18 protein-coding genes are annotated in these 19,037 nt (G+C 61.4%); 4 read left to right on the top strand and 14 right to left on the bottom strand.

Going from position 1 to position 19,037, the window contains the following annotated elements; genetic code table 11:
- Positions 1 to 168: 168 nt before the first annotated feature.
- Complete coding sequence (locus tag ACJ8IN_RS16800; RefSeq protein ID WP_060424893.1) at positions 169 to 672, bottom strand: DedA family protein; 504 nt, start codon at positions 670 to 672, stop codon at positions 169 to 171.
- 74 nt (positions 673 to 746) lie between these two features.
- Positions 747 to 2,060 carry an MFS transporter gene (locus tag ACJ8IN_RS16795; RefSeq protein ID WP_039566656.1) on the bottom strand — a complete coding sequence of 438 codons (1,314 nt, stop codon included), beginning with the start codon at positions 2,058 to 2,060 and terminating at the stop codon, positions 747 to 749.
- Positions 2,061 to 2,444: 384 nt separating this feature from the next.
- On the opposite strand from ACJ8IN_RS16795, the gene ACJ8IN_RS16790 reads away from it, so the two are divergent.
- Positions 2,445 to 2,747 (top strand): putative quinol monooxygenase, encoded by a 303-nt coding sequence (locus tag ACJ8IN_RS16790; RefSeq protein WP_033637930.1) that lies wholly within the window; start codon positions 2,445 to 2,447, stop codon positions 2,745 to 2,747.
- A gap of 111 nt (positions 2,748 to 2,858) precedes the next feature.
- Here the strand turns inward: ACJ8IN_RS16790 and ACJ8IN_RS16785 are convergent, their stop codons facing one another.
- From ACJ8IN_RS16785 to ACJ8IN_RS16755, 7 genes are all read right to left on the bottom strand, one after another.
- Positions 2,859 to 3,419 (bottom strand): hypothetical protein, encoded by a 561-nt coding sequence (locus ACJ8IN_RS16785; RefSeq protein WP_308325585.1) that lies wholly within the window; start codon positions 3,417 to 3,419, stop codon positions 2,859 to 2,861.
- Positions 3,403 to 3,969, bottom strand: a complete 567-nt coding sequence (locus ACJ8IN_RS16780; RefSeq protein ID WP_060438854.1) for a GNAT family N-acetyltransferase — start codon at positions 3,967 to 3,969, stop codon at positions 3,403 to 3,405. Before ACJ8IN_RS16780 ends, ACJ8IN_RS16785 begins: the two co-directional genes overlap by 17 nt.
- 123 nt (positions 3,970 to 4,092) lie before the next feature.
- Positions 4,093 to 4,812, bottom strand: coding sequence for an enoyl-CoA hydratase-related protein (locus ACJ8IN_RS16775; protein WP_033654198.1), 720 nt, complete (start codon positions 4,810 to 4,812; stop codon positions 4,093 to 4,095).
- A complete protein-coding gene (locus ACJ8IN_RS16770) occupies positions 4,805 to 5,977 on the bottom strand; it encodes an MFS transporter (protein WP_308325586.1) in 1,173 nt (390 codons plus the stop codon). The genes ACJ8IN_RS16775 and ACJ8IN_RS16770 overlap by 8 nt, the downstream gene beginning before the upstream one ends.
- The gene (hemA, locus tag ACJ8IN_RS16765) at positions 5,974 to 7,185 is read right to left on the bottom strand and encodes a 5-aminolevulinate synthase (RefSeq protein ID WP_033637936.1); all 1,212 of its coding nucleotides are present in this window, start codon (positions 7,183 to 7,185) and stop codon (positions 5,974 to 5,976) included. The genes ACJ8IN_RS16770 and hemA overlap by 4 nt, the downstream gene beginning before the upstream one ends.
- Before the next feature lie 15 nt (positions 7,186 to 7,200).
- On the bottom strand, positions 7,201 to 8,412 hold the full coding sequence (locus tag ACJ8IN_RS16760; protein WP_308325587.1) for an acetyl-CoA C-acyltransferase: 1,212 nt from the start codon (positions 8,410 to 8,412) through the stop codon (positions 7,201 to 7,203).
- 9 nt (positions 8,413 to 8,421) lie between these two features.
- Positions 8,422 to 9,951, bottom strand: coding sequence for a 3-hydroxyacyl-CoA dehydrogenase NAD-binding domain-containing protein (locus ACJ8IN_RS16755; RefSeq protein WP_060424885.1), 1,530 nt, complete (start codon positions 9,949 to 9,951; stop codon positions 8,422 to 8,424).
- Between the two features lie 335 nt (positions 9,952 to 10,286).
- On the opposite strand from ACJ8IN_RS16755, the gene ACJ8IN_RS16750 reads away from it, so the two are divergent.
- The 3 genes from ACJ8IN_RS16750 to ACJ8IN_RS16740 all read left to right on the top strand — a co-directional run bounded on the left by ACJ8IN_RS16750 (position 10,287) and on the right by ACJ8IN_RS16740 (position 12,471).
- The gene (locus ACJ8IN_RS16750; RefSeq protein WP_308325588.1) at positions 10,287 to 11,003 is read left to right on the top strand and encodes an autoinducer binding domain-containing protein; all 717 of its coding nucleotides are present in this window, start codon (positions 10,287 to 10,289) and stop codon (positions 11,001 to 11,003) included.
- A 181-nt stretch (positions 11,004 to 11,184) separates the two neighbouring features.
- Positions 11,185 to 11,613 carry a universal stress protein gene (locus ACJ8IN_RS16745; RefSeq protein WP_033637941.1) on the top strand — a complete coding sequence of 143 codons (429 nt, stop codon included), beginning with the start codon at positions 11,185 to 11,187 and terminating at the stop codon, positions 11,611 to 11,613.
- A 177-nt stretch (positions 11,614 to 11,790) separates the two neighbouring features.
- Positions 11,791 to 12,471 (top strand): hypothetical protein, encoded by a 681-nt coding sequence (locus ACJ8IN_RS16740; RefSeq protein WP_033637942.1) that lies wholly within the window; start codon positions 11,791 to 11,793, stop codon positions 12,469 to 12,471.
- Positions 12,472 to 12,516: 45 nt separating this feature from the next.
- Here the strand turns inward: ACJ8IN_RS16740 and ACJ8IN_RS16735 are convergent, their stop codons facing one another.
- The 5 genes from ACJ8IN_RS16735 to ACJ8IN_RS16715 form a co-directional block, all read right to left on the bottom strand.
- On the bottom strand, positions 12,517 to 13,530 hold the full coding sequence (locus ACJ8IN_RS16735) for an Ldh family oxidoreductase (RefSeq protein WP_033654194.1): 1,014 nt from the start codon (positions 13,528 to 13,530) through the stop codon (positions 12,517 to 12,519).
- 19 nt (positions 13,531 to 13,549) lie between these two features.
- Positions 13,550 to 15,115 (bottom strand): APC family permease, encoded by a 1,566-nt coding sequence (locus tag ACJ8IN_RS16730; RefSeq protein WP_033646537.1) that lies wholly within the window; start codon positions 15,113 to 15,115, stop codon positions 13,550 to 13,552.
- Between the two features lie 44 nt (positions 15,116 to 15,159).
- A complete protein-coding gene (locus ACJ8IN_RS16725; protein ID WP_060424881.1) occupies positions 15,160 to 16,776 on the bottom strand; it encodes an aldehyde dehydrogenase (NADP(+)) in 1,617 nt (538 codons plus the stop codon).
- A gap of 54 nt (positions 16,777 to 16,830) precedes the next feature.
- Positions 16,831 to 17,751, bottom strand: coding sequence for a dihydrodipicolinate synthase family protein (locus ACJ8IN_RS16720; RefSeq protein WP_033654192.1), 921 nt, complete (start codon positions 17,749 to 17,751; stop codon positions 16,831 to 16,833).
- 208 nt (positions 17,752 to 17,959) lie between these two features.
- Positions 17,960 to 18,814: an AraC family transcriptional regulator gene (locus ACJ8IN_RS16715; protein WP_033637947.1), complete on the bottom strand. Its 855-nt coding sequence runs from the start codon at positions 18,812 to 18,814 to the stop codon at positions 17,960 to 17,962.
- Between the last annotated feature and the right edge of the window lie 223 nt (positions 18,815 to 19,037).

Genomic DNA, 19,037 nt, shown 5'->3' with positions numbered 1-19,037 from the left:
CCGTTTTAAGCGTGCATTCTGCAAAAAAATTCGCATTTTTCGACTGATGTTCAGAAAGGTGATCTGGCGCAAACTGCGATGTTGCACCGCAGTTTATACGGCAAGAGAGGCTGTGCGCTGGCGCAACGTCGGCGCATGGGCCGAACATTTGCCCAAGAATCTTTCAGGTCAAGGTACGGGGAATACATGCGCAGCCGACATCAAGATCAGCGCCCAGGCGGCAGCCGAGAGCGCGGCGGTGGCATAGACGCGCCCCAGCGGCAGTTTCAGCATGCCGGCCATCAGCGGTACGGTATAGCGCATCACCGCCAGAAAACGCGAGGCGAACAGCAGCGGCAGCCCTCTCTTTTGCAAGGCGCGCTGGGCTTTGCGCAGCGGCGCGTGAAAGCGTGCCGGCAGCCGGCGGCCAAGATCGCGGCGGCATAGCAGCGCGCCGCAGTGGAACGACAAGATCGATCCCAGCGCGGCGCCGAGGGCGATGGCCGCCCAAACGGCGCCGAGGGGCAGCGCGTGCTTGCCGGCAACAATGCCCATCAGCAGCGTGACCGAAGCGGGCGGCAGGATGGAGGAAACGAAGATCACGGATTTACCCAGCGCAAACAGGAAAATCAGCAGCAGCAACATCTCCGGCTCCGGACTGTATTTGGCGATAATGTGCGTCAATTCATCCATTTAACACCTGCGGGCGAGGGGACTGAGTGCCAGTGTCCCATCCGCAGGTTCAATAAGGGTTAAATAACGCGCCGCTATCCGGCAATCTCTGCGTCTTGCTTGCTCACCTCGGCGCGCCGGTTTCTGAGCGCCCACAACAGCGCGGCGCACAGCAGCGAGAAAGCGGCCAGCACCAGCGGCCCGGCATGCGGGCTGTGAAAACGCTGTTCCGCCTCGGTGCGGATTAGCGGGGCTAAAAAGCTGAACGCGGCGCCGAGCGTAGTGCAAAAGCCGATGCCGGCCGCCAGCGCCGGGCCGGTGAGCACCTGAGCGGGAAACGTCCAGAAAATCGGCTGTACCGCCAGGAAACTGACTGCGCAACAGCTCAGGGCGACGATAGCGAGCAAAGGGCCGGCATAGGAAGAGACCACCAATCCCAGCGCCGCCGCGATCATGCAGCCGACGGCGATCGGTAATCTTCTGGCGGTGTTTCTGTCGGCAAAGCGCGGCAGGAAATAGACGCCCAGCGCGGAGAACGCCCAGGGAATGGCGGCCACCAGCGAGGCTTTGAAGCCGAGATGGGTGCCCATCAGCGAGGCGACCTGCGACGGCAGGAAAAACATCAGGCCGTACACGCCGATTTGCAGGGTGCCGTAGATCAACGCCAGATGCCAAACTTTGCCGCTTCTCATCGCCGCTTTGACGCTGCTGGTTTCGGTCTGCTGCTGTTCGGCGGCCAACTGTGCCACCAGCGCCGCACGCTCTTCCTCGGTCAGAAAGCGGGCCTGCTGAGGGCTATCGTCGAGATAGAAAAAGGCGAAGACGCCGAGGGCGACGGCCGGCAGCCCCTCCAGCACGAACATCCAGAACCAGCCGGGTTTGCCCAGCACGCCGTGCATCTCCAGCAAGGCTCCCGACAGCGGCGAGCCGAGCGTCAGGGCCGCCGGCACGCCAAGCACGAAAATGCCGATCACCGAGGCGCGCACCTTATTGGGAAAATAGATCGACGCGAGCAGCAGGATGCCGGGGTAAAAGCCGGCTTCGGCGATCCCCAGCAGAAAGCGCAAGACGATAAACTGCTGTTCGTTGGTCACCAGCCCGGTACAGGCCGACAGCGCCCCCCACAGCGCGGTGGTGGCGCTGAGCCAGCGTTTGGCGCCCCAGCGGTTCATCAGCAGGTTGGCCGGGATGCCGAACAGCGCATAGGCGGCAAAAAATATCCCGGCGCCCAGGGCAAAGGCGGATTGCGACAGCGCGATATCGATGGCCATCGCGTCCTTGGCAAAGCCGACGTTAACCCTGTCGATAAAGGCGACAAAGTACATGGCGAACATCAAGGGCACCAGTCTGCGCCAGGTTTTGCGGATGGCGGCGTTGAGCGCTGGAGCGGCATAGGTGGCGTGATTCACTGGCGATAACCTCTCTTCTGAGAATGACAAACGTCGGTCACAGGACCGTCCTGATGCCGTTGCCCGCAACACGGCGGTAACCACGGATTTTTTCGTGAGCCTTAAAGGTCTAAAGGACTAATGGTCAGGCCTTTAGGGGCGAAAAAAACGCCGCGTATCGAGTCGGCAGGTTGGTGCAGACATCACCACGGTGAATGGTGTGTTGCTTTCTTGTTAATTAAAAGTTCACACAGGGCTATGGCGCGTTCAAGCGCTTTGATCGCGATCTGTGTGCGCTATCACCGAATTGGCAACCCGGTGGTAGACCCGGAGAAAGGCGCTTTCATCTCGTGAGGGGGGGGGATATAAGGTGAAACGCGGCAAAACAAAATACAGGAGCGCTACATGCTGAAGGTCATCGCTGAAGATTTTATCCACCCGGAACACATTGCAACCGTTATGCCATGGTATCGCGAGCTGGTGGAGAAAACCCGGCAGGAACCTTTGTGCATCAGTTATGAGCTGTGTATCGACCAGCAGGATCCCGGGCATTTTATTTTTATCGAAAGCTGGCCGGATCGCGCCGCCCTGGATGCGCATTGCCAGACCGAGCATTTCACCCGGCTGGTGCCCCAGATCAACCAGCATCAGCGCAAGCCTTGCACCTTCCTGTTTATGCAGGTATTTCCTGAAACAGGTGATAAATAGGCGAAAAAATCCCCGCAGGGGGCGGGGTCAATGGCTTCTCACTACTATCTTGTTGTGATTAAAAAATAGGCTGATAATGATTTTCATTCTCTAAGAATGCTCTTAAATAAATCAGCCTGGTGAATGATTCGCCACCGGCTTTTCGCTGACTGTTTTAATGGCGCGCAACATACGGCGGCGTATCAGCCCGCTGACCAGGCGAATCGCATACCAATAGGGGGTAAACCGCCGCCGGCTGGCGTCGTCGGGGCAGAAGATGCGCGTTTCCGTCACCAGGCGGCAGCGGCCGTCCGGCAGAGGGCTCACGACATAACCCAGCGCCAGTTTGGCGACGCCGGGCTTAACGAAGGCCAGAAAGCCCGCCCCGTCAGCGACCTGCTCCAGACCGTATTCAGCCTGCCAAAAGCGGCCGATCAGGCCATAGACCAACGCGCTGTCATCTTGCTCAAGCAGGCAAAAGTTATGCAGGCCAAACGGCGGCGGGCTGGGTTTATTGCGTGGCATCAGCCGCGCGGGCAATTCGCGCAGCGCTATCATGCTGCGGAAAAAACGGTCGTGCTTGGGATCGTAAGCGGCCACGGCCGCCAGGATCCGCGCCTGTGGCGCGGCGATGGCGATCGCATGCCGCTCCGAGAACTGGTATTGCCCAAGGTATTTATTCAGCAGCGTCATGCTTTGCATTCTCCCGCCATTCGCTTTGCAGCAGAGCGAAACCGAATTCGTCGCCCCACGCGCCTTTGAAAAACACGTTTTGCCGCCAATGGGCCTCGCGCCGAAAACCCAGTTTGCCGAACAGCGTGGCGGCGGCAAGATTACGCGCGTCCACCACCGCAGTAATACGGTGCTTCGCCAGCGGCCCGAACAGCAGGGCGATGACGGCGTTCAGCGCCTCGCGCGCCAGCCCTTGACGCTGGTGGCTGGGCGCGAAGGTCACGCCCAGTTCAGCCTGGCGCCCCTCATCGAAGAAATGCACCGCGATATCGCCGAGCAACGCGCCGTCCTCGCGGCGTTCGACCGCCAGTTGAAACCAGCTGTCGTCACGGTTGAATTCGAGCCGCCGTTGCTGTGCGAAAAAGGCCTGCGCATCGGCGGCGCTGTAGTCGCTCCAGCTTTGGTAGCGCGCCACGTCCGGGTGGCTGCGGTAGGCGGTAAAGTCGGGCAGATCGTCGGCGGTGAACGGGCGCAGGCGAAGTCTGGGGGTCAGCAGAGGAAAATGGCGCATTGTTTTTCCTTATCAGCGCATTAGGGCTAACGGCAGTGTAGCCCAGCGCCAAGAGGCGGGCTGCGTAAAATGAGCGGTGGCGGAAAAGCGGGAAATGCCGGTTCAGGCGAACCGGCGGGAGAATTATCGGCGAGCGGCAGCCTGGCGCAGGCGCTCGACCGGGCCTTGTTGAAAAGCGAATGAGGGGGCTTCTTGCCGTGCCAGCCCCTGGCGCACGATGGCCTTCACCGTTTGGCTGGCGGCAAGATCTTTTGCGGCGATCTGTTCGGCGATGCGCAGCGCCTCTTCCCGGGCCGCCCCCTCGCTGATACGGGAAATGGCGCCGTGTGACAGCGCCTCCCGTGCGCTGACGGTTCTGCCGGTCAGCAGCCAGTCGAGTGCGACATAGGGGGAAATGCGCGTCGGCAAGCGCGCGCATCCGCCTTGTGCGGCGACTAACCCGAGCCCGGTTTCGGGGAAACTGAAGCGCGCGTTCTGGCCGGCGACGATCAGATCGCACGCCAGCGCCAGCTCAAAGCCGCCTCCGTACGCGATGCCGTCAACGGCGGCGATGATCACCTTGGCGATCTGCGCATGGATCAGCCCGCCAAACCCCTCCGGCGTGACGATGGGCAGTTCGCCCTGACGGAAGGCGTCGACATCCATGCCGGCGGAAAATACCGCCGGTTGACCGGCCAGAACGATCGCGCGCACCGAGTCATCGTTATCCGCCTGCCGCAGGTAAGTGCGGATCAGCTCGGCCATCTGCAGGTTGATGGCGTTCTTTTTTTCCGGCCGATTGAGGGTGATGACCGCAACCTGCTCGCCATGGCGCTCATAAAGCACCGGGAGGGCTTTACTCATTGCCGGTCTCTCCCCGGAAAAACAGCAGTGTCAGCAGCAGGGCGATGGCGCCGAGCGGCAGTGAAAACAGCGGCAGGTAATGGGCCGGCAGCGCGTAGAGCGTCAGGCCGCCCAGCATGCCGCCCGCCGCGATGCCGGCGTACAGCACCGAGCTGTTGAGCGACACGGTCAGCGCGCCAAAGCGTTTCGACAGCGACAACAGGTGATGCTGGATCGGCACCAGGTACATCCAGCCGGTGATGCCCCAGACCAGAAAGATGGCCAGCACCCACCAGGGGGAAGTGACATAAAAGGCCAGCAGGAACAGGGACAGCGTCTGGATCGCCACGGAAAACAGCAGCACGAACTTGCTGCCGAGGGCATCGGTTAACGCGCCGGAGGCAAAGTTGCCGATCACCGCGCCAATGCCGAACACCAGCAGCGCGAGGGGCAGGATCGCCTGCGGGCCGAACTGGGTGTTTTTCAGCAATACGCTGACGTAGCTATAGACGATGTGTTCCGAGCAAACGGCGAAAAAGGTGATCAGCAGCGTGGTCAGCACCGCCTTTTGCCGCAGCGGGGCGAGCCGCTCTTTCAGCGAATGCTTGCCCGGCGGCGCGATGGCGCGCAGCGCCAGCGACAGGCCCAGCAGCGCAACCGCCCCCAGCAGGGCGATGAACAGGAAGATTTCACGCCAGCCGATCAGTTTGGCGAGAAAGGTACCGAACGGAATGCCGAGCGCAATAGCCAACGTCATGCCGCCATAGACGATGGAAATGGCCAGGCCGCGGCGTTTTTCCGCCACCAGCCCCACCGCGGCGGCGGCGGCCTGCGGCGTGTAACAGGCTGCTCCCAATGCGGCCAGCACTCTGCCGAGCGAGATCTGCAGGTAGCTGGTGGCCCAGGCGCAGGCCAGGTTGCCGGCGATGAACAGCACCAGCGCCAGCTGCAGGATATGCTTGCGGTTGACGTTGCCCAGCAGCCAGGCGGTCAGCGGCGCGAACAGCATATAAGCCAGTGCGAATACCGATATCAACTGCCCCGCTTGCGCAGGGCTGACGGCAAAGGTGTCGGAAATGTCACTGAGCACGCCGGCCACGATAAAGGCGTCGGTGCCGATGGCGAACGTGCCGGTCGCCATCAGACAGAGCGTGACCAGATGGCCGTTATAATCCGCTAGCGTCATCCCGCCCTCCGCAGATCGTTCGCCGCCCAGACCCGCCCCAGCGCGGCCAGGAACGTCTCCACGTCGGCATGGGAGTGCGCCGAGGTCGGCGTCACCCGCAGCCGCTCGCTGCCTGCGGGCACCGTCGGCGCATTGACCGGTTGCACGTAAATATCATGCTCATCGAGCAGCACTTTGCTGATGTGTTTGTTGCGGTGCGGATCGCCGACCCGCAGCGGCAGGATATGGCTGTCGGCCGACACCAGCGGGATGCCGGCAGCGCGCAGACCGGTTTTCAGGTGATCGACGATCGCCAGCAGGTGCTTGCGCTGGGTGTCATGCTCGAGGTTGTATTTAAAACTGGCCAGCGCGGCGGCCACCACCGGCGCCGGCGACGAGGTGCTGAAGACGAATGCCGGAGCCCAGCTGCGCACCGCCTCCACCACCGAGCGGGGCGCGGCGATATAACCGCCCGCCGCACCGTAAGATTTGCCGAACCCACCCTGAATAATGGTGATTTTATCCAGCAGGCCCAGTTGTTCGGCGTAGCCCAGCCCCCGTTCGCCATAGACGCCGGCGGAGTGGATCTCGTCGAGATAGGTCAGCGCCTGATATTGCTCCGCCAGCGCCACGATCTGCGCCAGCGGGGCGAAGTCACCGTCCATGGAATACAGCGACTCGAAGGCGATCAGCTTTGGCCGCGCCGGATCGGCGGCCTGCAGCAGTTCGGCAAGGTGTGCCACGTCGTTGTGGCGGAAGATCTTTTTCTCCGCTTTGCTGTAGCGGATACCGTAAATCATCGAGGCGTGATTCAGCTCGTCGGAGAACACGATCAGATCGGGAATGGCGTCGCACAGGGTGGACAAGGTGGCGTCGTTGGCGCCGAAACCGGTGGTGAACAGCAGCGCCGACTCTTTGCCGTAGGCGCTGGCCAACAGCGTTTCCAGCTCACTGTGGTAGACCGAGGTGCCGGAAATGCTGCGGGCGCCGCAGGTGCCCAGCCCGACCCGGTTAACCGCTTCGGTGGTGGCTAGCAGCACTTTGGGGTGGTGGCTCATCGCCAGATAGTCGTTCGAGCACCAGACGTTGAGGCGGCGCTCACCGTGGTGCCCGTGGCTGGTGGCCCAGGGTTTGTCCTGCACGCCGCGTTCAAGGTTGAGGAACTCGCGAAAACGCCCCTGTTTTTTGGTTTCCGCCAGCTTTTCTTCAAGAATGTTCAGTACGCTCATCGTATGTTCCTTGTGTTAAACGGCTTTAAGGTTTAATGACAGACCCTGACCGACGCCGACGCACATCGTCACCAATGCGTTGCCGGCCTGCCGATCGCGTAGTTCCAGCGCCGCCGACAGCACCAGGCGCGCGCCGGACATCCCCAGCGGGTGACCGAGCGCGATGGCGCCGCCATTCGGGTTGACCCGCGCGTCGTTGGCGTTGATGCGCCAGTGTTTCAGCGCCGCCAGAACCTGTGAGGCGAAGGCTTCGTTAATCTCGATGATGTCGAAGTCGTTCAAGGTGAACCCGCCGCGCTGCAGCAAGCGCTCGGTGGAGGCGATCGGCCCCAGCCCCATCAGCGCCGGTTCAACGCCGGCGGCCGCGCTGTCGCCGATCTCCGCCAGCGGTTGCCACCCCTGGCGTTTCACGTAGCGCCCGGAAGCCAGCAGCAACGCGGCGGCGCCGTCGTTGATGCCGGAAGCGTTGCCCGCCGTGACCGAACCGCCGGCGGAGAACGCCGGTTTCAGCGCCTGCAGCTGCTGCAGCGTGCTGAGGCGCGGGAACTCATCCTGCGCGAATGTACGCGTGGTCTTGCGATCCGCCGGCACGTCCACGGGCGTGATTTCCCGCGCCAGCCGGCCGCTGTCGATCGCCCGGCGGGCCTTTTGCTGCGAGGCCAGCGCGAACAGATCCTGCTCCTCGCGCGAGATGTGCTGCCGTTGGGCCACGTTTTCCGCCGTGATGCCGAGCGGATCGCTGCCGTAGCGCTCCGCCAGCCGCGGGTTAACAAAGCGCCATCCCAGCGTGGTGTCATACAGCTTCACCCCCTTGTCGAACGGCGTGTCGCCCTTGCTCAGCACATAGGGCGCGCGGCTCATGCTTTCCACGCCGCCGGCCAGAATCAGTTCGCTAAGGCCGCTGCGGATTTTCGCCGCGGCGTAGATCACCGCATCCAACCCAGAGGCGCAAAGGCGGTTGAGGGTGATGGCCGGCACCGACGGATCCAGCCCAGAAAGCAGCGCCGCCATGCGGGCGACGTTGCGGTTGTCCTCGCCGGCCTGGTTGGCGCAGCCCAGCACCACTTCGTCCAGCTTCGCTTCCGCCGCCGGATGGCGCTGCAGCAGACTGCGAATGATCGTTGCCGCCATGTCGTCGGGGCGGGTATGCGCCAGGCTGCCGCCATAGGCGCCAATCGCCGTGCGCGTGCCGTCGATCAGATAAACGCCGTCATCGTTAATGCTCATCATGGATCCTTAAGGCGTGGTCGTCAGCGCCGGTTGCGCGGCGTGTAGAAGGGTGTAATGCGGCGCATAGCGTGCCGCGTGCAGCAGCTGCGCCAGGTTGCTCAGCGTCGTCCTGACGTTTTTCTCCCCCAGGTTATCGAGCCAGCCGAAAATGCCGTCGGCGTAGTTAACGCCGGCGACGGCGGCGACATCGATGTCTTCCCGGCTGCAGACGCCGCTTTCCACCATGATCACCGACTCGTTGATCAGGCTGCTGAGGACGCGGGCGACGATCAGCGCCGGGGAGTCCTTGATAAATTCAACCTGCGGGATTGCCGTGTGCAGCAGGCGTAAAAACAGCGCCTTATTGGCCGCAGAGGCGTGGCGGTTGTGCGCTGCCACCAGATACGCCGTGTCGGCGTAGTTCAGGGCGACATCGACCACAAAGGCATCCGCCGCCGTCAGCTCCGCCAACTGGCTCGCCGTGCGGCCATCGGTGACGCTGACGGTGAAAGCCTCATTGATCTGGACGGCCGGCCCCAGGCCCGGTAAGGCCGGCCGTTGCTCCACGCGCAGCCGTGGCCACTGAAGCGCGGCCCGCTGTTGCAACAGGGTAAAAAAAGGGTGTTCGCCGTAAATGCGCAGCGTCTCGACGTCTGCATCGGTGGCGGCCGTTACCGGTAAGGCGTTTTCTTCGGCGGCAAAATAGGAGCGGCCGTTCTTTTTCCCCAACAGACCGGCATCGACCAGCGAACGCTGCAGATGGCCGGGGGTATAGCGCGGATCGTATTGCATGTCCTGCCAGATTTGCCGGCTGACCTGATAGTTGATGTCCTGGCCGATAAAATCGGTCAGCTCGAGCGGCCCCATGCGAAAGTGCCCGCCGGCCTTGAGGGCGCGGTCGATCTGCGGCGCGCGCGCCACGTGTTCTTCCAACAGGCGGAACCCTTCCAGGTAGTAGGGGCGGGCCATGCGGTTGACGATAAACCCCGGCGTGGCCTGGCAGACGACATCGCGTTTCCCCAACGCGGCCACCAACTGACGGCAGCGTTCGGTGGTGGCGCGTGCGGTAAAGTAGGCCGGGATGATTTCAATCAGTTTCATCAGCGGCGCGGGATTGAAAAAGTGCAAACCGATAAACCGCTCGCTGTGCGTCACCGCGGTTGCCAGCTTGTTAAGCGACAGTGAGGAGGTATTGGTGGCGATCAGCGTGTCGGGCTTGACCGCCGCGGCGATGGCCGCCAGCACCTCAAGTTTGGTTTGCTCTTGCTCGGCGATGGTTTCTATCACCAGCTCGCTGTCGGCGATAGTCTCAAACACCGAGGTGAACACCAGATTGGCCAGCACTGCGCCTTTATCCTGCAGCGCGATCTTGCCCTGTTCGACTTTCTTGTTCAGGTCTTGCGCGATATATTCGCGAGCCTGATTGAGGGTATTGCCGTTGCGATTATAAAGCACCGTGCGAATGCCTTTTTGCGCGAAAAGATAAGCGATGCCTCTGCCCATCGTTCCCGCGCCGATAATCGCAGCCGATTGAATTGCCGCATTACTTTCTGCCATAGAAAATCCCCGTCACTGTATGCCATGCGAAATTCGCAAATGCTTATTATCTCTTTGGATTTACGGCGGCACCGGGTGCCTGTCTGGAAAGTAATTGGCGGTGCCTTGGCTGTCTAACGGTAGAAATGACAGGTTTACGCGCCGAGGATATTATGCTATTCGCGTAGTTTTCCTGTGCGGCGCAATAAAAAGGCTTATTTTAAGGGGAATAGCTGTTTTCGTTATAGCGTTGGTATTTTTTATTATATGAAACGGCTACTGACGCCGGACGGCGATATTCTATAGTGAGTCTGACCTATCGATAAATCGGCATCGCTATCTGGAGAACCTGCGTTATGGATACCCGCATTCAACGGCTCATGGCGGAGGTGATTGGCAGCCTGGCCGATCGCGAACGTTTTCTGACGCAGCTGGGGCCCTGCGCTGAGGCGTTGGGGTTTGATTATTTCTCCTACATCGTGTTTTCCTGTTATCCGGCCAGCCGCCCCAAGATGCTGATCGAAGGGAATTTTTCAGCGAACTATCTCGAAGATTATCAGCGGCAGCGGGTGTATTTGCAGGATCCGGTTATTGAGCGCGCTCACCATTCCACGCTGCAGTTTCAGTGGGACGAAAGCTTTTATCACGAGCGGCCGCTGCTTTGGCGGCATATGGCGCAGTTCGGCCTGTGCGCCGGTTGGTCGCAGTCGGTCAAGGATTGCTATGGCCGGCTGGGGATCCTGACGTTTGCCGGCAAAGCGCTACCCGAGCAAACGCCGCAAGCGCGGGCGGCAAATGAAACCTTCTTCCTTTGGCTGGCGCAAACCGCCCATAAAACGCTGCGTGAAGCCTTGATCTCGGTGAACGACGACGCGATAAAATATGTGCTGACGCTGCGCGAAAAAGACATCCTACGCTGGTGCAGCGAAGGGAAAACGGCGGAAGAGATCGCGCTGTTGATGGGGGTGAGCGAGCGCACGATCAATTTCCATATCGGCAACTCGATTAAAAAACTTTCTGTCGCTAATAAGACCGCCGCCACCGCCAAAGCGGTTTATTTGCAGCTGATTTAATCTTGAGTAATAAATAATTAAGTCCCTATCCGTTATCGGCGTGATGTTTATATTTTGTTAAATTAAGAGCTGTCCTTATTCAGTATTTACCCCCCGATCACAAAAGCGTGATAAAGCGATTCACCGCCGCCGTGCGCGGCAGTATTCTGTAGGCACCCGGTTTACATAGAAAGGACGTGATATGTACAAGACTATTTTAGTGCCGATCGATATTGAAGAGGATCTGTTGACTGAGCATGCGCTGAAGCATGTGGAATATTTGGCGAAGCTGTCCGGCGCTAAAGTGCATTTCTTCCATGCGCTGCCGGATGCCTCGGCGTTTGTTACTGCCTATTCGTTCGGTCTTAAGGAGTTTGAGAATCAGGCGGAAGTGAAGGCGGTGGATAAACTGAAGAAAATCATGTCGGAAATCGATCTGCCGTTGGATCGCCTCAATTACACCGTCAGCTTCGGCTCTGCACGCGATCAGGTGTTGGAACTGGCGGAAGAGATCGACGCCGATCTTATCATCATCGGTTCGCGTCGCCCGAGCGTGAAAACCTATCTGCTGGGATCTAACGCCGCCGCTATCGTTCGCCATGCCAATATTTCGGTAATGGTGGTCAGATAATCCGTCTTAAGCCCACCGTTTTCGGGCGCGTTCTGCGGTTGCCGGCCGGCAGCAGAGCGTGCCTTGCGCTTTATTGCCATCTCAGCCTGAGCTGCTACGATTTTAGCTGACGTTTTTATGCCAACCGGGGCACCGGCCTTGCGCATATTCTTCATCTCAGCCAGAAGAGGGGCAGCTATGCCATTAGAAGTCGATGGGATCATCAGAGGCGATCGGGGCAGTGAACCGAGCCGTTGGCAACATGCGTCAACCAAGCCGCTTATCACGCTGACCTGGCATCACACCATTCCCTGGAACTGTTTGCGTAATGTCTGGAATGGTCTAGTCGCGGGGCAACATTGGGACGCGCTGGACGAGTTTATGAACCTGATCGGTGTGCCAAACCGCGCCGAGGTGCTCAAACAGATCAAAAATAAAAATCTGCAGGATCGCGATGGATTACACACTCTGGTGACCTGGCAAGGATGGAATATCGTCGAGGGGCCAGGTAACGAATATCGCGCGCAGGGGGACGATCCCGGTGAAAACTTCGACGGTTGGTCGGGTAAGGGAATGAGCACTAATCAGCAAGCGACGCTGCAGCAGGTCAACGTGTTGTATCAGGTGATGGCGCCGTTGGGAAGCCGGGCGCTGGATGCCGCCAGACAGGCGCCGCCCATTACCGCTGAGGAAGCGGGCGTCTTGCAACGGACGATTAAACAGACCCGCCCAACGTTGCGAGGAAAGGAACCGATCCGGTGGCAAGAAGATATGTGGCATCAGGTGCAGCCGGGTAAAGAGGCGAAACACTTTGCCCGCTGGGACACCAAACCGGTGTGGCGCAAGCGCCTGCACAGCGATCTGGCTCAGGCAGGATAAGCCTTTCCCCGCGCCGGGTTGCCGGCGCGGGGCATTAACCCGGCGCTAATCGCACAGCGCCACGATTTCGTCGTACAACGTCCTGGGGATTTCCACGCCGTATTGCTCGCTCTGGCGCCGCTGCCGATAACGGCGTTCGCCGGGAATGCGTGCGCCTTGCGCCTGCATATCGGCAAACATCGCCTCTGCTCCGGCGAAATATTTCGCCTTATCCGCACCGAGAAAACGCTCGGGATCCAACGCGATGATCAGCTCACCGCCGTAAGGCGACGAACCGGTGCCGTCGTCATAGGCCAGCGATTCCTTGCTGGTCATATCGCCGATCAGCGGCCCGGCCAACAATTCCACCATCGCTGCCAGCGCCGAGCCCTTATGCCCGCCGAAGGTCAGCATTGCACCCTCCAGCACGCTGGCGGCATCGGTGGACGGATTGCCCGCCTTATCAATGCCCCAGCCTTCAGGCAGCGGGGTGCCGGCGCGGCGATGCAGTTCGATTTCGCCGCGCGCCGCCGCGCTGGTGGCCATGTCGAACAAAAACGGCGGCCGATCCGCACGCGGCCAGCCGAAGGCGATGGGGTTGGTGCCGAACAGCGGTCGCGAACCGCCGGCCGGCGTCACCCACGCGTGGCTGGGCGTGCAGGCCAAGGCTACCAACCCCTGTTCGGTCAGCGGTTCGATGTCGGCCCACAGCGCGGAGAAATGCACGCAGCGGTTGATCGCCAGCGCGGCGATGCCATTGGCGCGCACCTTCTCGATAAAGACCGGCAGAGCGGTGCGGTAGGCCAGCAGGGAAAACGCACCGCCGGCGTCGGCGCGCAAGATGGCCGGTGCCTGGTCGAACAACCTGGGCATCGCATCGGCAGAGACCTTGCCTGCCCGCAGCGATCGCACGCAGCCCAACAGCCGGTATAGCCCGTGAGAAGCGCAGCCGTCGCGTTCACCCTGGGTGACATTTTGCGCCACCGCCTCGGCATGCGCCGGATTGAAACCGTTGCTGCGCAGCGTACGCAACGCCAGTTGATAAGCCTGTTCCAGCGACAGCACGTGCATGGATGTCATTTCGATGTCCTCCCCGAGTTCATTCTTCTTCATCGCCGATAAAATTGGCCTGGGGTAAACAGGTATAGGCGCCCCAGTAGTAAATCGCCAGCGCAATCACCGCCATGGTGAGGGTGTCCCACGGGTGGGCAATAGCGCCGATGCCGCCAAAGCTGCTGAGATAGGAAAGCCCGATCACCAGCGCATAGAAGACGATCAGCCACAGCGAGGACCAAATTTGCTGCCGGAGGCTAACGGCATGGGTCGGCACCTGATTCTTGAACAGGATGTAGATGAAGAACATCAGGATCTGCAAGCCGAGCAGCCAGGAGACGGTGTCCCAGCCGGACCAGAAGACGATCAGCGCCGAAATGATAAACGACAGCGGGCCGAGCACGCAGAAACCGCGCACCCGGAACGGACGCGGCATATCGGGCGCATTGCGCCGCAGCCCGGCGGCGGTGACCGGGGCGATGGCGTAGCTCAGCACCAGGGCGGCGGACACCACGCCGATCAGCTTTTCCCACGACGGGAACGGCAGCGTCCAGAATACCGAGAGAGCGAAGGTCAACCACAGCGCCGGGCGGGGGATGCCGGAGTCGCCATCCACCCGGGTGAACAGTTTGAAGAAGGTGCCGGCGCGCGCCCAACCGTAGATCACGCGAGGCGTGGCGTTCATATAGATGTTGCCGGTGCCGCTCGGCGAAACGATCGCGTCGCTGACCACCAGAAACGCCAGCCATCCCATGCCGAGCGTGATGGCGATGTCGCGGAACGGCAGGGAGAACTGTTGGCTGATGCCGGCCCAGCCGCCGCTCAGCATCTCGCTGGGGATACTGCCGAGAAACGCTATCTGCAGCAGCACATAGATGATGGTGGACAGCACCACCGACAGGATCAGCGCGATGGGAATGGTGCGCTGCGGCCGTTGCACCTCGCTGGCGACCGAAATGATCGGCGTCAGGCCGAGGTAGGCAAAGATGATGCCGCCGGCGGAAATGGCGGCCTCAACGCCGGCGGAACCGAAGGGGGCAAAGCCCTGGCTGTGCAGGTTTTCCGGTTTGAAAAAGCTGAACAACACCACGATCACCAGCAGCGGCACCAGAAACTTCAGCACGCTAATCAGGTTATTGGATTTGGCGAAGGTTTTTACGCTGTAATAGTTGAGCGCGAAGAAAAAGCACAGCAGCGCCAACTGCACCAGCCAGCCGACCGGGGTCGGGTCGCCGGAACCCGGCTGGCTGAGGAACGGGAACCAGGCGGCGGCGTACTGCCGTGCGGCGACGACTTCGATGGCGATCAGGCTGGAGAAGGCGATCAGCGTGATAAATCCCAGCAGATAACCCATCAGTTCGCCGTGTGAGAAGACCGGATAGCGAATGATGCCGCCGGCGCGCGGCAGGGCGGCGCCCAGCTCGCAGTAGACGATGCCGAGCAGCAGCACCGCCAGGCCGCCGATCAGCCAGGAATAGATGCCGGCCGGGCCGGCGATGGAGGAGACATGGCTGGCGGCGAACAGCCAACCGGAGCCGAAGATGGCGCCCAGACCGATGAACGTCAGATCGGTGAGCGTAAGCTGCTTCTTGAATTTGCCTTGGGTTGTCATGGTATTACCCTTTTGTTATTGAGTGGCAGACAGATGCGGCCGGGCTAATTTTGGGCAGGTGAAACCAGGGGATCTCGGGTGTAAACGCCGTTCACCAGCCGTAGCAGGTTGAGCGGGTTGGCGTCCTGCAGCGCCGGCGGCAACAGCGCTGCGGGGGTGTTTTGCAAACAGACCGGCCGCAGGAAACGCTCGATGGCCAGCGTGCCTACCGAGGTGCCGCGCGCGTCGCTGGTGGCCGGATAAGGGCCGCCGTGCACCATGGCGTCGCACACTTCCACCCCGGTCGGATACCCGTTGAACAGCACCCGACCGGCTTTGCGCGCCAACAGGGACGTCAGCCCGGCGGCCATCGCGAGATCGTCGTCGTCCGCCAGCAGCGTGGCGGTCAACTGGCCTTGCAATGCCGCCAGCGCCGCATGCAGCTGCGCTTCGTCATCCATCGCCACCAGGATGCTGACCGGGCCGAAGACCTCTTGTTGCAGCAGCGGGTCGGCCTGCAGCAGCAGCGCCCCCTCCGCCTGATAAAGCTGCGCTGCCGCGCGAAGAGCGGGCGTTTCGCTGCGGCCTGCCAGATGCCGCATACCCGGGTGGGCATCGAGGGCCGCCAGCCCGTGACGGTAGTGCTCCAGCGTGCCGGCATTCAGCATCGGCTGCGGCTCGGCGGCGTTGACTAGGGCGCTCATCGTTTCGGCCAGCCGATCGAAGGCGGCGCCGCGCAGCGCGACTATCACGCCGGGCTTGGTGCAGAACTGACCGCAGCCGAGCGTGAAGGAAGAGACCAGTTCCTGCGCGATGCGCTGCTCGCGCCGCGCCAGCGCCTTGGGCAGGATCACTACCGGGTTGATGCTCGACATTTCGGCGAAGACCGGGATAGGTTGAGGGCGTTGCGTCGCCAGATCGAAGAGCGCCCGGCCACCTTGCAGCGAGCCGGTGAATCCCACCGCCTGAATCGCCGGATGTTGTACCAAATCGGCCCCCACGCGGTTGCCGAAGATCATGTTGAAGACGCCGGCGGGCATCCCGGTGCGTTCGCGTGCGCGCTCGATCGCCTGAGCGGTCAGCTCCGCGGTGATCATATGGCCGCTGTGCGCCTTGAACACGATCGGGCAGCCGGCGGCGAGCGCGGCGGCGGTGTCGCCGCCCGCGGTGGAAAACGCCAGCGGGAAGTTGCTGGCGCCGAAGACCGCCACCGGGCCGAGCGCCGTGCGGTATTGACGCAGATCGGGGCGCGGCAGGGGGGAACGCTGCGGCAGCGCGCAGTCGATGCGCACGCCCTCGACGTCGCCGCGCCGCAGCAGCGTGGCGAACAGCCGCATCTGGCCGCTGGTTCTGGCACGTTCGCCGCTCAACCGCGCCTGGGGCAAGGCCGTTTCCTGCATGGCGAAGGCGAAGAAAACATCATCCAACGCGTCTATCTCCTCGGCGATGGCGTTGAGAAAGTTAGCGCGTAGTTCCGCGCTGAGCTGCGAATAGGGCGCAAAAGCCGCGGCGGCGGCTTCGGCGGCGGCGGCGGTTTCTGCCGCCGTGGCCTGGTGGAAGCGGTAGCCGGTCGGCTGAGCGTCGTCGGCGCGCAGGCTGAGCAGCGCCGCTTCCCCTTCGGCGCGGCGCTGGCCGCCGATAAATTGTTGGCCGCTGATGGCGGCATAGCGAGCGTTGGGCATCGGTTCCCCCGGTAGAGAAAGCATGACGCCCGGCATGGCCGGGCGGTGAAGGCGTTACAGGCCGACGTTCGGCAGCGCCGGGCGAGTGGCCAGCGCTTTATCGATCATGGCGTTGATCTCGCTGAGCGTTTCCCCCTGCAGCGCCAGGCGCGGCGGACGAGTGACGGCGCTGCCGCGGCCGACTCGCTGCTCGCAAAGCTTGATGCACTGCACCAGGTCAGGGCGGGCATCGAGGTGCAGCAGCGGCATGAACCAGCGGTACAGCGCCAATGCTTCCTCATAGCGTTTTTCCTTCGCCAGCCGGAACAGGGTTTCCCCTTCGCGCGGGAAGGCATTGGACATGCCGGAGATCCAACCTTGCGCGCCGACGGCGATGCTTTCCAGCACCACATCGTCCAACCCGGCGAACAGCACGAAGCGATCGCCGACTTCGTTGCGCAGATCGATAAAGCGGCGGGTGTCGCCCGACGAGTCTTTGAAGCACACGATGTTCTCGCAGTCGACCAGCGAGGTCAGGATGTCGGGCGTGACGTCATTTTTGTAAATGGGAGGGTTGTTGTAGACCATGATCGGCAGATCGGTCGCGCCGGCGACGCTGCGGAAATGCGCGGCGGTTTCGTGCGGCTTGGCGGAGTAGACCAGCGCCGGCATCACCATAATCCCGTCGACGCCGGCCTTTTGCGCTTCACGCGCCATATTCTGCGCGAAGGCGGTGGTGAACTCGGCGATGCCGGCGATTACCGGCACTTTACCGTCGGCGGCGTCTCTCGCCACTTCGATCACCGCCAGCTTTTCCTGCACCGTCATTGAGGTATTTTCACCGACGGTGCCGCACACCACCAGGCCGGAGACGCCGTCGCGCACCAGGTTTTTGATCACCGTATGGGTGGCGTCGAGATCCAGAGAGAAATCGTTGCGGAACTGGGTCGTCACCGCCGGGAATACGCCGCTCCAGCTTATGGCTTTATGGCTCATCGTGTTTGTCCTGTCGTCCGTAAGTGTTAATGAAAAGTGAATCTTTGGTAAGGCTCACCGACAGATTGACCGGTATTGCGCAGGGAGGCTTGACGCTTTTCGCCGATTGCCGCGACGAAATTGGCACAATGCCGGCGGAACGCGGGCGTGAAAAATCCGGGCGCCGGCGCACCTTGAAAAGAGGGGGGTAACCAGATAAATCAGCGCGTTAAGCGGAAAGCGTCAGGCGGAAATCGCGCGGCGTGGAGCCGGTCATCGCTTTGAACTGACGGCTGAAGGCGCTGTGATCGGTGTAGCCGCACTGCAGCGCGATGTCGGTGATCGGCAGATCGCCGGCCAGCAGTTCCGTGGCCTTTTCCAGCCGCACTTTATGGATCATCTGGCGCGGGGTGAGGTGGAAGATACGTTTGCAGTAGCGTTCGATCTGCGCCACCGACAACCCGGTCAGCGCCGTCAGCTCCTCAAGCGCGATCGGCCGGGCATAGTGGCGGCGGATGTGTACGTCGATCGCCGCCAGCCGTTGGTAGGCCGGGTGATTGGCCCTGGCCTCCTGCAGATCGTGAGAAATACCCGCCATACCGATGATTTTTCCCTGCGCATCATACAGCGCCAGCTTTTGCGTCAGGCACCAGCCGGTTTCTCGGCCGTTGTACAGGTGCATTTCCAGCTGATCCTGGATCAGCACGCCGTGGCGCAATACCCGCAGATCCTGCTCGGTATAGCCGGATCCGAGCTGAGCGGGAAAAACGTCGGCGGAGGTTTTGCCCAGCAGCGGCGTGACGGTTTTGAAACCGCAGCGCCTGGCCAGCGTCAGGTTGGCCAGCAGGTAGCGGGCCTGGGCGTCTTTGATAAAGAACACCACGTTGGGGATCGCGTTCAGCAACGGCGCGATCAGCGCCAGCGTATTCAGCAAATCGCGCAGGTTGTTCGGGCGCTGCTGCGCCAGCCCGTCGCACAGGCGTGACAGATGTTCGACGGCAAAAACGTCCTCCTGCTCCGGCAGCCCCACGAGTGAAGGCGGCGAGAGAGAAACCGGAGGCTGATAGTCTGAAGTGGATCTCATAGCAGTCCCTTTTCGGTCGTTAGCCGGGAAAACAGGCGGGTCAGGTTGATGTCTTCGCATCAATATTAACTTTTCTGTAACGAATCAAGCGCTATTTCCGGCCACCTGCCAAATATGCGGATTGCCGCATACTTTTGCCGGACGGCGCGTGGCGGTTGCTTGAAAACTGCGGCGTTTCTCGTCATGCGGAGATTTAGCATGAAAGTAACGCCATGATAAATAA

The sequence above is a fragment of the Serratia sp. CY31944 genome, assembly GCF_052169175.1.
Taxonomy (GTDB): domain Bacteria; phylum Pseudomonadota; class Gammaproteobacteria; order Enterobacterales; family Enterobacteriaceae; genus Serratia; species Serratia sarumanii.
The sequence above is the reverse complement of the archived record's forward strand: the minus strand, read 5'-3'. Positions and strand labels throughout refer to the sequence as shown.

Excerpts from the sequence above, each read along its gene's own strand:
- ACJ8IN_RS16800 (WP_060424893.1), bottom strand. The coding sequence starts at position 672 with ATGGATGAATTGACGCACATTATCGCCAAATACAGTCCGGAGCCGGAG.
- ACJ8IN_RS16790 (WP_033637930.1), top strand. The coding sequence starts at position 2,445 with ATGCTGAAGGTCATCGCTGAAGATTTTATCCACCCGGAACACATTGCA.
- ACJ8IN_RS16785 (WP_308325585.1), bottom strand. The coding sequence starts at position 3,419 with ATGACGCTGCTGAATAAATACCTTGGGCAATACCAGTTCTCGGAGCGG.
- ACJ8IN_RS16780 (WP_060438854.1), bottom strand. The coding sequence starts at position 3,969 with ATGCGCCATTTTCCTCTGCTGACCCCCAGACTTCGCCTGCGCCCGTTC.
- ACJ8IN_RS16775 (WP_033654198.1), bottom strand. The coding sequence starts at position 4,812 with ATGAGTAAAGCCCTCCCGGTGCTTTATGAGCGCCATGGCGAGCAGGTT.
- ACJ8IN_RS16770 (WP_308325586.1), bottom strand. The coding sequence starts at position 5,977 with ATGACGCTAGCGGATTATAACGGCCATCTGGTCACGCTCTGTCTGATG.
- hemA (WP_033637936.1), bottom strand. The coding sequence starts at position 7,185 with ATGAGCGTACTGAACATTCTTGAAGAAAAGCTGGCGGAAACCAAAAAA.
- ACJ8IN_RS16760 (WP_308325587.1), bottom strand. The coding sequence starts at position 8,412 with ATGAGCATTAACGATGACGGCGTTTATCTGATCGACGGCACGCGCACG.
- ACJ8IN_RS16755 (WP_060424885.1), bottom strand. The coding sequence starts at position 9,951 with ATGGCAGAAAGTAATGCGGCAATTCAATCGGCTGCGATTATCGGCGCG.
- ACJ8IN_RS16750 (WP_308325588.1), top strand. The coding sequence starts at position 10,287 with ATGGATACCCGCATTCAACGGCTCATGGCGGAGGTGATTGGCAGCCTG.
- ACJ8IN_RS16745 (WP_033637941.1), top strand. The coding sequence starts at position 11,185 with ATGTACAAGACTATTTTAGTGCCGATCGATATTGAAGAGGATCTGTTG.
- ACJ8IN_RS16740 (WP_033637942.1), top strand. The coding sequence starts at position 11,791 with ATGCCATTAGAAGTCGATGGGATCATCAGAGGCGATCGGGGCAGTGAA.
- ACJ8IN_RS16735 (WP_033654194.1), bottom strand. The coding sequence starts at position 13,530 with ATGACATCCATGCACGTGCTGTCGCTGGAACAGGCTTATCAACTGGCG.
- ACJ8IN_RS16730 (WP_033646537.1), bottom strand. The coding sequence starts at position 15,115 with ATGACAACCCAAGGCAAATTCAAGAAGCAGCTTACGCTCACCGATCTG.
- ACJ8IN_RS16725 (WP_060424881.1), bottom strand. The coding sequence starts at position 16,776 with ATGCCCAACGCTCGCTATGCCGCCATCAGCGGCCAACAATTTATCGGC.
- ACJ8IN_RS16720 (WP_033654192.1), bottom strand. The coding sequence starts at position 17,751 with ATGAGCCATAAAGCCATAAGCTGGAGCGGCGTATTCCCGGCGGTGACG.
- ACJ8IN_RS16715 (WP_033637947.1), bottom strand. The coding sequence starts at position 18,814 with ATGAGATCCACTTCAGACTATCAGCCTCCGGTTTCTCTCTCGCCGCCT.